At 44.3% G+C, this 12,632-nt stretch carries 8 protein-coding genes and 1 pseudogene; 7 read left to right on the top strand and 2 right to left on the bottom strand.

Annotation, left to right across the window (positions count from 1 at the left end; translation table 11 throughout):
• Positions 1–80: 80 nt before the first annotated feature.
• Complete coding sequence (locus CS562_RS12275) at positions 81–977, bottom strand: AraC family transcriptional regulator (protein WP_099855981.1); 897 nt, start codon at positions 975–977, stop codon at positions 81–83.
• A 127-nt stretch (positions 978–1,104) separates the two neighbouring features.
• Between CS562_RS12275 and CS562_RS12270 the strand changes: the two genes are divergently transcribed.
• The gene (locus CS562_RS12270; RefSeq protein ID WP_099855979.1) at positions 1,105–4,500 is read left to right on the top strand and encodes a tetratricopeptide repeat protein; all 3,396 of its coding nucleotides are present in this window, start codon (positions 1,105–1,107) and stop codon (positions 4,498–4,500) included.
• A gap of 97 nt (positions 4,501–4,597) precedes the next feature.
• Positions 4,598–5,884: a cellulase-like family protein gene (locus tag CS562_RS12265; RefSeq protein WP_076289329.1), complete on the top strand. Its 1,287-nt coding sequence runs from the start codon at positions 4,598–4,600 to the stop codon at positions 5,882–5,884.
• 25 nt (positions 5,885–5,909) lie between these two features.
• Here the strand turns inward: CS562_RS12265 and CS562_RS12260 are convergent, their stop codons facing one another.
• Positions 5,910–6,374, bottom strand: a complete 465-nt coding sequence (locus CS562_RS12260) for a CBO0543 family protein (protein ID WP_076289330.1) — start codon at positions 6,372–6,374, stop codon at positions 5,910–5,912.
• Between the two features lie 217 nt (positions 6,375–6,591).
• On the opposite strand from CS562_RS12260, the gene CS562_RS12255 reads away from it, so the two are divergent.
• The 5 genes and pseudogenes from CS562_RS12255 to CS562_RS12235 all read left to right on the top strand — a co-directional run.
• Positions 6,592–6,945: a VOC family protein gene (locus tag CS562_RS12255; protein ID WP_076289331.1), complete on the top strand. Its 354-nt coding sequence runs from the start codon at positions 6,592–6,594 to the stop codon at positions 6,943–6,945.
• A 414-nt stretch (positions 6,946–7,359) separates the two neighbouring features.
• Entirely contained in the window at positions 7,360–8,886 is a 1,527-nt protein-coding gene (locus CS562_RS12250; RefSeq protein ID WP_099855977.1) for a response regulator transcription factor, read from the top strand.
• A 43-nt stretch (positions 8,887–8,929) separates the two neighbouring features.
• Entirely contained in the window at positions 8,930–10,753 is a 1,824-nt protein-coding gene (locus tag CS562_RS12245) for a sensor histidine kinase (protein WP_246318093.1), read from the top strand.
• On the top strand, positions 10,743–12,281 hold the full coding sequence (locus CS562_RS12240; protein WP_099855974.1) for a response regulator transcription factor: 1,539 nt from the start codon (positions 10,743–10,745) through the stop codon (positions 12,279–12,281). The genes CS562_RS12245 and CS562_RS12240 overlap by 11 nt, the downstream gene beginning before the upstream one ends.
• 164 nt (positions 12,282–12,445) lie before the next feature.
• Positions 12,446–12,632: pseudogene (locus CS562_RS12235) on the top strand (sugar ABC transporter substrate-binding protein); the annotation flags it as partial.

The raw sequence follows: 12,632 nt of genomic DNA, 5'->3' as shown, positions 1-12,632 counted from the left end.
ACCGTTGAACTTTAAATTTAAAGAATCAACGGTTTTTTATATTGTGGTAATGGAAAGACGGCAAAGAAACTTTTGAAAGTCTAGCCTTTCGGGATCTTCCGGTAGCTGGAAGGGGAGAATCCCGAAATCTTCTTAAAGAGTCGGGAGAAATAATAGGGATCGCTGATGCCCACTGTAGAGCTGACTTCCTTGATGCTCATTTCGGTAAGATCCAGAAGATGACCTGCCCGCTGAATTTTGAGCCGTAGGAAATATTCAATTGGAGCGACTCCCGTTTCAGAATTAAACAGAAAGATCAGATGCTGTTTCGACACCCCGACATGATTAGCCAACTCCGTAAGAGAAATAGAGCCACTCATATGAGCATTCATGTATTGAATCGCCTGTTCCAGATAAGTTTCACGTTTCTTCTCTTGTGCCGATTTGACGGCATTTAAACCAATTCCAGAGAGCAACTGTCTTGTAGTTTGGGCCACATGTACATGGGTAGTCAGGGCATATGTCCGCTCGGCCAGTATTTCATAGGTGGGTGCGAACCATTCCATTAAACGGGCTTTGCCGCTTGGGGATAAAGCGAGTGATGCGTTAGACAAACCAAACATCTTCACCAATTTATTCGCATGGCTGCCTTTGAAATGAAACCAGAAGATACTCCATGGATTTTCCTGCATTGCCCCGTAACGATGTGCAGTTTCGGGTGGAATTATTATCATATCTCCTTGCTGCATGAGTATTCGTTCTCCATGATTCAACTCAACCCATCCTTCTCCCGCTTCGCAAAAGATGAAAATATGCGAGGGGCTACCTTCCAGGCGCTCCCTGAAATGATATTGAGCGTTAGAGAAATAGCCGATGTCCGTAATAAATAAGGTAGAGGTTAGTTCCTCTTGTTCCAATTCTTTCATCCAGTATTCTGGAAGTACATATAGCTTCTCCTCTAGAAATCCTTCACGCTTGCGTATGTGGTCAGGACTCATTCCAGTTACCCCCATAATTCATAATCCGAATAAGAATATAATCCATCACTTCCCGCATTTCGTCAATTGGAACCTTCCTTGACAGAATATACAGTATAACTATCAAGACAAGGGAGGCAGTTCTAACATGAAGCATGAGGCTGTGGATCACAAGCTGAAGGCGGATCCAACCGGATCCAGTCAGGTACAAGTGTGGGAGACAAACGTGTTGATACCTACATATGAGGCGGGTGAAGCTGACCCAAATCCTATGTTTCTGGAGAAAAGAATCTATCAGGGAAGCACCGGCCGTGTGTATCCGCATCCAGTGATCGAGAGTATCTCGGATGTGAAGCATGATAAAAATTACAAATTGGTTATCCTGGAGAATCAGTATATCCGTATTGAGATCATGCCGGAAATCGGCGGTAGAATCTATCGTGCGCTTGATAAAACGAACAATTATGATTTTGTCTATTATAACCGCGTCATTAAGCCTGCACTGGTGGGCCTTGCTGGTCCTTGGATATCCGGAGGAATTGAATTTAACTGGCCACAGCATCACCGTCCTAATACATTTGGTCCGGTTGAATACAAATACGAAGCAACTGGTGATGGCAGTGCTACAGTCTGGGTTAGTGAGATCGACCGGATGTACGGTACAAAAGTCACTGCAGCCTTCAAACTCTATTCGGATAAGGCCTATGTGGAGATCCAAGCTCAATTATACAACCGGACACCTGAGCCGCAGACCTTTCTGTGGTGGGCAAATCCGGCCGTAGCGGTTAATGAATATACGCAATCCGTGTTTCCTCCAGACGTAACGGCTGTATTTGATCATGGCAAAAGGGATGTCTCGCGTTTTCCTATCGCTACCGGAACTTATTACAAACAGGATTACTCGGAAGGCGTTGATATTTCCCGGTATAAAAACATCCCGGTTCCGACTTCGTACATGGCTTATAAATCCGATTATAATTTCGTCGGCGCATACGATCACGGCGTAGAAGCCGGATTGCTGCATGTGGCGAATCATCATATTTCTCCCGGCAAGAAGCAATGGACGTGGGGGAATGGGGAGTTCGGTCAGGCGTGGGACCGTCAATTGACCGATGAAGATGGACCGTATATTGAACTCATGACTGGAGTGTACACAGACAATCAGCCTGACTTCACTTGGCTACAACCCTACGAGGAGAAGACCTTTACCCAGTATTTCATGCCATACAAAAACATCGGTGTCGTAAAAAATGCCTCCATTGAAGCAGCCATCAATCTGGAAGTTGATGCTGAAGCCGGAGAGGCAGTGATCAAGGTATATGCAACATCTAAACTCGAACATGCCGTTGTGGAGTTGAGTGGGGCGGCAACCCGGTATTTGCAGGAAACGGTTGAATTGTCCCCTGTAGATGTATATCAAAAGGTAATTCCGCTGGAGAGTGGGGAGCAGGAGCATGATTTGAAGCTTTTGGTTCGAAATAGGGAAGGCAGAGTCCTGATTTCCTATCAACCGAAACGTCCGGATATTGAACAGATTCCTGAAGCTGCTAAACCACTGGCAGCACCAGAAGAACTGCGTTCGACCGAAGAACTGTATCTGGCAGGCCAGCATCTGGAGCAATATCGGCATGCTACGTTTGAGCCTGAAGCGTACTATCTGGAAGGATTGAAGCGGGATAACGGTGATATCCGGTTGAATGTAGCTTATGGAACTTTACTGCTTCGTCGTGGATTATATATAGACAGCGAACAGTATTTCCGCAAAGCGATTGAGCGGTTGAACTGGCGAAATCCGAACCCATATGACAGCGAGGCCTACTATCAGCTGGGAGTAGCACTTCGTGGTCAAGGCCGTTTGGAGGAGGCTTTTACTGCTTTTCACAAATCGGTATGGTCGGCAGCGTGGCAGGATGCAGGGTACTTCTCCCTTGCTCAGATTTCCAGCTTGAAAGGCCAGTACACTGAGGCTCTGGAGCATGTTGATCGTTCACTCATCCGCAATTCACGAAACTATAAAGCACGTAATCTGAAAGCCGCCTTGCTGCGCAAGCTTGGTCTGATTGATAATGCAAAGGCCTGTGCGTTTGAAACCCTTGAATTGGATGTTGCGGATTTTGGAGCTTATAATGAGTTGGCTTTGGCTCATACAGCTATGGGAGACAAGGATGCTGCACAAGGTATTCTGATTGAATTGCAGCAATTGATGAGAAATGACGCCCACAACTATCTGAATGTCATCGCAGACTATATGGACAGCGGTTTCTATGAAGAAGCCATTGGAGTAGGGAAAAGCATAGTGGACATGGAGAATTCAGTCTACCCGATGCTGCATTATGCACTAGCTGAATTATATGAACGTACCGGACAACATGAACATGCTCAAGAAGCTCGTCGTAAGGGACAATTGGCCAACCCAACCTATTGTTTCCCGAACACCTTGTATGAACTTGAGCTGCTGGTAAGTGCAGTTCATGCTAATCCGAAGGACGACAAGGCTCATTACTATCTCGGAAACTTTTATTATGACAAAAAACGGCCTATCGAGGCGATTGCGAGCTGGGAGAAGTCCCGCGAACTGCGGGATGATTTTCCGACGGTACACCGAAACTTGGGGTTGGCCTATTATAATAAACACAACAATCCGCAAGCGGCCCTAGCTTCGCTTGAACAGGCCTTTGCTTGTGCACCGGATGATGGTCGTATTTTCTTTGAACTGGATCAGCTGCGTAAGAAACTCGCGTGGTCAATAGACAAACGCCTCCATATTCTTGAAGAGAGGCGAGATCTGGTTGAGAAGCGGGATGATCTGTATGTGGAATACGTAACCCTGTTAAACAATCTTGAACGTTATCAAGAGGCAAGCGCTGCCTTGTCTCGGCGCAATTTCCATCCGTGGGAAGGTGGAGAGGGGAAAGTGCCCGGGCAATATAAGTTGGCTCATACCGAGCTTGGTAAACAAGCGCTGCAAAACGGTCATTATGAAGCAGCAGCTCAGCATTTACAACAAGCATTAGTCTATCCGTTGAATCTGGGAGAAGGTAAGTTGGAAGGAACTCAGGAGAATAATATTTATTATTATCTCGGCATGGCCTACGAAGGTCTGCAGCGGGAATCAGAAGCCATCGCTAGTTACACCATAGCTTCACAGGGTCTAGCTGAGCCGACAAGTGCGTTGTTCTACAACGATCAGCCGCCAGAAATGATTTTTTACCAAGGGTTGGCCTGGTTGAAGCTCCGTAACGTGAAGGAAGCTAAGCGTCGTTTTAATAAACTGATCGATTATGCTGAAAAGCATATTTTTGACGATATCAAAATGGATTATTTTGCGGTATCTTTGCCAGATTTCCTGGTATTTGATGATGATCTGAACCGGCGCAATGTAATCCATTGCCGGTACATGAGGGGGTTAGGACTTCTGGGGCTAGGCCGTGACAAAGAAGCCGGAACCGAACTTGAGTTGGCTCTGGAAATGGAGCCTAATCATCAAGGGGCAATGGTTCATAGACGGTATTCCCGGCGACTGCGCGAAGGATGTCAACCTTAATGCTCCATCATCAAAGAGATGTAGAGATATTGTTCATTGACTGTATTACAAAGAATAAACCTGTATTGCTAAAAACAAAAAGGAGGGTGTAATGATAATGGATGTAGGGCGTAGGGAGTTGCCGCGCAAACTGACCATCACGATGTGGGATTTTTCCTGGTACACCATGACCTTACCGGGAGAACACTATAGCGACCTTGAGGCGAGATTTAAGGAAGCGGTGGAGAGGGGCTATAATACGATCCGAATCTGTGCGATGCCCTTTTTATTGTTCACGGCGGAAGGCAAGCGGCCGGGTCCGTTACACTTCGGCAGCCTTGGAGAGATCGGGCAGCGGACACGCTGGTATAACTGCCGGGGCGGCGCCGAGCTGGATGGACATGCGCATTTACTGGAGTTGTTCAGACAGGCCAAGGCCCATGGCTGTTATATCATCTTGTCTTCTTGGGAATATCAGCAGAGCCCCAGCTTTCTGGCCTTTCCCGGGTTGCGCGATGAACTGGCTGCCATAGCTCCCGAGGAGCGATTTATGGCTATTGCGAGATCCATGGATCAGCTTATCCGGTATATAAAAGCGGAAGGATATGACGAACAGATCGTCTACACAGAGTTGCATAATGAGGTGGAGTTCGGGCAACTGACCGAGATTGGAAACGCTCAAGGCATTGCTCAGTCCAATGTACCGGCACTGGTGGAAGCCATGCAGCCTTATATTGAAGAGGCCGTAGGTTATCTTAGAAGTGTCCACCCGGATATCCTGATGACAGCAAGTTATACACTAAATGAAGCCTATCCCAAATCCTATGTAGCGGGAAATTTACAGGTTGCACATTTCCATCTCTATATCAAAGGGGTATTGAATGAATTAACCGAAGCGGCTGGAATTGATGATAAACATACGCCTTTTCCCGGCTCATTCGTCCAATCGCTCCTGCGAGAGGACGCGCCTGCATTTGAAGAGTATACGCTACCGCGTGACCAGGAATGGAGGATGGATGGAAATCCGGTAGGGTTAAGACTGCTCTATCTTCATGACTGGGTGGAGCCCGATAAATGGGATCTTTTTTTATACGACAATTATAGTAAACATAAGCTGGCTATGCTGCAAAAGGTAGATATGCGCTTCGAGGAAGCTCACGAATGGGCGGCTCATTCAGGCCTGCCGGTCGTTATTGGGGAAGGGTATGTTGGGTACACGCCGTTGTTAGCGGGATTCGAAGAGGGGCCTATAGGGAAATTTATTGCAGAGTACGCGCTGCGTAAAGGAATGGCTCTTGGCTTCTGGGGAATGACTCTATGCTCCAACTGTGCACCACATCATCCTTTCTGGGACGATGTCGCCTGGCAGCAGAAATGGAATCGATATATTCTTGCATCGCAATAATTGTTATGTTGGCAAGAATTGAATTTTATGTTCTCTTCTTTTTAGAAACGTCGTACATCATAGTGAATACTTTACTATATCCGTATACTACGACTAAAGGAAGAAAGTAAGAAAAGAAAGTCCAATAGATGTTCCAGCCATTAAAATATATAACTCTACCCATCTCCTTAGCCAACCATTCGATCAGCGTTAATGTAAAAGATGTGATTAGAATTGCTAGCCATGACTTCGTATTTTTTTCAAGAATCACGTAGATCATGAGGCACCCGGCAATAGGGTATATACCTAAGTCGAAAGGGAGGCCTGCATATGACTGGTTGTGAGTGTTTGGAAGTATATTCCAAAAGAAATTAAAACCCACACCGTTTAGACAAGAAGAGGTGGCTACTCCCAGCGGATAATAAGCTAAGAGGATGTTGACGTTTCTGCGTAGAATCCAACCACCAATTAAGATGGGGATAACCAAACCAAAAATGACATTCCCCAGCATCAAATCACTCCCATAAGTTTTCATCTGAATAATTTCTTATTATTAACCAAATTTAAAATTTCATAAGGGATGCATCTCACTTTTGTATTAGCAGGCTAGCCAGAATCTTCTGGTTGGCCTTTTTGTCGATTGAATAACGTGGTACTAGATGATAATGTGAAATAAGGGCGAGGTTTCCTCATTGGGGAAATATATTATTTGAATCGAGGTTTTGAAAATGAGGGTAAAACGAATTGTCACCAATATTAATACACAAAACGTTCCAGCAGCAAAAAACTTTTACCAGGATGTGCTTGAACTAGATTTATTGATGAATCATGGTTGGATTGAAACATACGGATTACTTGGGGAGGAGAACGTTCAAATAAGTATAGCCACACAAGGTGGCTCAAATACATCTACACCTGACCTTTCAATTGAAGTCGATGATGTCGATGAAGCGTACGAACGCATGAAAAGCGCTGGTTATACAATAGAATATGATCTTACGGATGAGCCCTGGGGAGTTCGTCGATTCTATGTCCGTGATCCATTTGGTAAGTTAATCAATATCCTTGCTCATATACATTAAATCAGTTGTCAGAGAGTGTGTACAAGCAGAGTTACTGTTTAAATTAAAGTTCTTTCTTTAAAAATTATTGTATATTGGTTTGAAGTATTGGCATTCTTTTCTCGGATGTTATGATTAACTAATAGTCGCAAATTCAAGGTGTACAATGACAAAATTGAACCAGAATCATCGCCAATGTGGTACATAAAGCTGCTGAGGTGTGGTGCTGAAAAAAGTTGGCTATCATAAAATGAGAACTATACCCAAAGCTATAAAAGAGTAAAGTTTTGGATACTAAATCAAGTATTGTCTATTGTATAAGAGCTGAAAGATCTGAATAATTATATAGGTACACATTTTCCAATGTGCAATGATCCACGTTTGTGTCCAAGGTAAAAGCAGATTATTCATCACTATTATCGGGGGGAACTAAGAATGATGAATGTTTTGTTGGTGGATGATGAGCCATGGGTACTTGAAGGTCTGCGAACAATGGTAAATTGGAATAAATACGGTTTTCAAATTTGTGGAGAGGCAGAGAACGGAAACGCTGCTTGGTCCATTATTGAGAACCTTCGGCCAGACCTGGTGTTTACAGATATTCATATGCCATCAGTGAGCGGACTTGAACTGATTGACCGTTCGATACAAAATCTAGCCAAACCGCCGCGTTTTGTCATATTAAGCGGATACGATAGCTTCGATTATGTGAAAACAGCGCTGGAACAGCGTGTTGAGGATTATTTACTCAAGCCCATTGATGAGGTTGAGATTGAAAACGTATTAGAACAGATGAGCCGTAAAATTCAGAACGAGCTTGTCTCGGAGAAGCTGTATCAACATGAGCGTAATTTATATGTAAACTGTTTGTTCAACCGTCTGTTTGAGGGTGAGGACAGCAGTGAACTGCAAGCCGAAGTGGAAAGTATAATGCAAATGGAGGGTCATGAGAACATGGCCTGTCTTTTAATTGAGGCGGATACTTGTAATGCGGACATACAATCACACGTACAGCGTTTTGCTAGCGCTCCTCACTACGAATTTTTTATTGATGCTGACGGAAGAATGGGTGTATTTGCTGCTGAAATTGAAGATTCCCTGAGTTGGCTTGAGAGGCTAGGGAGAAACCTGTTTGAGATGTACTCCGGTCATGCATCAATCATAGCGGCATTTGGATATCACTCAGGTGGAGTAGTCGCTATGCGGCCGGCATATGAAAAAGCATTTTCTGCCTTGAAATGGAAGCGTTATCAAGAAGAGAGTGGCATTATTTGCGATCAAGATTTGCCAAGGAATGGTATCATGGCGACTGTGAACCAAAAGACTCTAACTAACCTGTTTAATATCATTTTAACGGGTGAAGAGGGCGGGATCGAGAGAGAGGTAAACGAGCTGCTTGCAAATCCAGGTTCAGGACTGCCTGTGTCGGATATAGAATATGTTCGGGTACAATTACTTGCCCTTGAGATGGGAGTTCTCAAGCACCTGAAGGAGCTGGATGGGGATGTAGACAGGTTTAAGTTGCAGCTACAACATATGTTGGGCGGCTTAACCGACATTGATTCCTATCCTGCATTTCGGGAATATGCACTGGTATTAAGTATCAACGCTTTGAGAGCTCTGCAGGAGCAGCGAAAAGAAAAGGAATGCAGCACGATTTTTCGTGTAGTGCAGTATGTTAACCATGAGTTTCGGCAGAAGCTGCAGCTCCAGGAACTTGCACAGAAATTTCATATGAATGCCAACTACTTGGGGCAAGCCTTCAAACAGCAGACTGGCAAGTCTTTTCGGGAATATCTGAATGATAAACGGATCGAGGAGGCCAAGAGACTATTACGTCAGAGCTGTTCCAGCATAGCCGAAGTTGCGGTCAGTTCAGGGTACCCCAATGCTGACTATTTTGTAAGTCAGTTCAAGCGAATGACGGGTATGGCTCCTTCTACTTACAGAAAACAATCATAGGTCTGATATGACAAGTAACAAATGAAGGATGGCGATGGAAGACATGTTTAGGAAATTCCGATTTCGCGGTATCGTGAACGATATTCCTTTGAACTACAAGTTTATACTGATATACGTTATTGGTATTTTGCTTCCAATCATAGCAAGCAATTATTTGTTCATGGATCGTATGTCTGGGCTGATCAAGGAGCGGGAAGAACAGAATTTGCAAATCTCGCTGGAGCGAGCCAGAAAGGACATTCACACCATGATTGACGGGGGGATCGCTGTCAGTCACGCATTAATCACGGATAAGCTATTGTCCGAATCCATGGATCGTGTATACAATGGTCAACTGGATTTTTACAATACGTTCGATGAACAGCTTCGCCATCGGGTGACTTCCTATATTCCCGTGAACAATCAGATTCAGCGAATTGGCATCTACACGGATAACCCAACCATTGTCTCAGGAGGGGATTATTATTATCTGGACAGCTCAATGAACACCAGTACCTGGTTCAGGCAATGGGAAACGTCAGGGGAGTCACTGAGTGTGCTTGCATACCGCGATAAGGCAGCAAATGATCGCGCGGCGATCTCGTCGTATTTTAGCGTAATTGAAAAAATGGACTATTACAACTCGGACAACTCTTACAAGAAGCTGGTGCGCATTGATTTTTATCTTAATCGATTCTATGACGTTATTGCGAGAGAGAAAAGTTCGCTGGATCTGTATTTGGTCAACGCCAAAAATCAGATTATCGTATCCACAGATGACAAGTATCAGGGCGAGGTCGATAGTGATTATGCGTTATTCAATATGAGCAAGGCATCGGACAAGGATCTACATATCGTTCCAATTGGCAATGCCAGCTATGTGAAAGGTTGGAAACTCATTGGTGTGCCTCAAGAAACACGTGTCAAACAAGCGATGCTTTCCATGAAGCTTTATTTTGGCATGCTCGCTGGTATCATTACCTTGGTTACCTCTATCTTTATCTATGTCGTGCTGCGATCATACAATTATCGAGTAAAACGCCTTTCAAGACATATGCAAAAGGTGGGTAACGAGAAATTTGATCTGATCAACATTGATGGTGGAAAGGATGAGATAGGTCATCTAATACGTAATTTCAACATGATGACCGCTCAGATCCATTCCTTGATCAATAATGTGTACAAGCTTGAAATTCAACAGCGGAGTCAGGAGGCTGAGCGCATTCGTGCTGAGCTGAATTTGCTGCAGAGCCAGATGAATCCCCATTTTTTATTCAATACACTAAATGCGCTGTTGGTGGTTAGCACCAAAAACAATTATGCGGATGTCAAGGATATTATCAAGGACTTATCCAAGCTGCTTCGCCGTTTATTGAATTGGAAGGACGATTTGGTCACGCTGGAAGAGGAAATGAGTTTTACGGTCATGTATCTTGGAATTGAGAAATTTCGTTTCCGAGACAAGTTTGAATATTACATTGATATTAGCGATGAGGCGAGGCAGTATAGAATTCCAAAAATGAGTATCCAGCAATTGGCTGAGAATGCTTGCAAACATGGTATTCAGGCTATTGAGGGACTCGGCTATGTGAAAATTAAAGCGGAAGTTGTGAGCGAGCGCCTGCGAGTCGTTGTATCTGATAATGGTAAGGGCATGGATAAGGAACGCTTACAAGAGGTTCTGTACCATATGCGGAGCAAGGAGGAGTGCGGAGGGAGTCATATTGGCATACGTAACGTATATCGCCGTCTTGAGTTGTATTATGACGATAAAGTGGATTTTAACCTGGTGAGCATAATAGGTGAAGGGACAGAGGTTTCCTTCGAAATTCCATTGCAACTGCTAGAGCATCAGGATAAAGAAGGAGGCAGGGACAATGGCATTTAAAGTACTGTTGATTGATGACGAGCCATTGGCGCTAGAGGGCTTGCAGCTGTGGATTCCATGGGAAAGTCTTGGCTTTGAGGTATGCGCTTTGTGCAGCAATGGTGCGGAAGGATTGCAACGAATGGAAGAGCAAAAGCCAGATCTTGTCGTGGTTGATATTCATATGCCCATTATGAATGGACTGGAAATGATTGAAGAATGGCGTCGTAGAGGAAACTGGTCGACCAAGTTCATTATACTTACGGGGTACAGCGATTTTGAATTTGCACGAAAAGCGCTTAAATTCAAAGTTTCCGGTTATCTGTTAAAACCATTAGATGAGGAACAGGCGGAGTCCGAGATTCGTACAATGGGCATGGAACTGCTAAAGGAGCAAGAGCAGCTATATATTGGGCAGATTGCATGGAGAGAACAGGAAATTCTGACGATGAAGGAGGCTTTATTAGGCAAAGTGCGATCTCCAGAAAGTACTCAACTAATTCAGTCCCTTTCTCAGTCAGCTGAATCCTGGTGTGTATGTCTGGTTCAGGTATCCGAGAAAGAGTTTGGCCAGTGGAGTAGTCTTGCTTCAGAGGTTCTGAATGGCAAGCATGTCATTTATTTCATTCGTATGCGAAATGATCTCGTATCCATTGTGTTCGGCGATGTTTCCTCCGGACCGCAGAGAACGAGCGAGGATTTAAGAACATTATTAGAAGGACTGGCTCGCCGTCTGGCGGGCTTTCGTACATATATGGCGATTGGCTCAACGGAATCCTCTCTTCATCGAATCAGCAACTCCCGAATAACAGCAGAGAAGGCGTTACTGCACGCCTTTTATGAAGCCGAAGTGAACAGCATAATGGATTATGCTGATCTTCAGAACCGTGATTTTCAAAGACACAACAAACAGGTTGAACTGATTGAGCGAGTACTCGGAGCACTTCAGCTCATTGATTACGCCAATTACCAATCCGCTGTGGAGTTTATGGAGCAATCGTTTCGGCAGATGAGGGTCCATCCGGATGAGGCTCGAAAATTTGTCATTTACCTTCTTCATGAAATTCGGGCCTACGTGAGGTCGCAAATGGCAGAAGATTCAGAGAATTACCGTTTGTTCGAAATTCCGGATCTGGATGAAACACTGTTAACCTTTGATGATTTGATTGGCATGTTGCGTTCGTGCGGAAGAGTCTGCTTTGAGATTTTGCTTAAAGAGAGCGTCTTCGAAGCACAGGGTATTGTACAGGATATTAACGATTATATTCATGCGCATTTCCGCGAGGGATTGACCATTAAGTTGCTTGCAGAGCGTTTCTTCCTGCATCCAGCTTACTTGGGACAACTGTTGATACGAAAAAATGGAATCGGCTTTAATGAACTGCTTCATAACCTGCGGGTTGAAGAGGCATGTCGATTGCTGCATATGAATCAGTACAAAAATAGCGAAGTCTCGGAAAAGGTTGGATACGCTAATTACCATCATTTTTTAAAACAATTTGAGAAACGAATGGGCATGTCTCCTAACGAATATAAGAAAAACGTCTAGCGATGTATCTTCAAAGAAGCCCATTTCGATATTTTAAGAAAACCTGAGGTTTTCTCGGAAAGAGCTATAATTCGAATATAGTTTCCATGAAGATGTAAATTTATAATTAAATTATTCAAATGAAAGGGCTTTCATATAGTGAGATCAAACTTTGGAGGTGCTTTATGGGGGACAGTAAAAAATCATTTTTCCGTATGGGGGCAACGTTGTTATTATCATTGAGCGTTGTGCTAGCAGGTTGCTCAGGTAGCAATTCAGGCAGCGGAGAGGAGAGTAGTAAAGGTAGTGAGGTGGGGGCGGATAGTCCGTTAGAAATCTCGGTATTCCTGAACGAGGCCGGACAGCAGCCAA

Origin of the sequence: Paenibacillus sp. LK1 (assembly GCF_002750415.1) — a bacterium.
Classification (GTDB): Bacteria; Bacillota; Bacilli; order Paenibacillales; family Paenibacillaceae; genus Paenibacillus; species Paenibacillus taichungensis.
The sequence above is the reverse complement of the archived record's forward strand: the minus strand, read 5'-3'. Positions and strand labels throughout refer to the sequence as shown.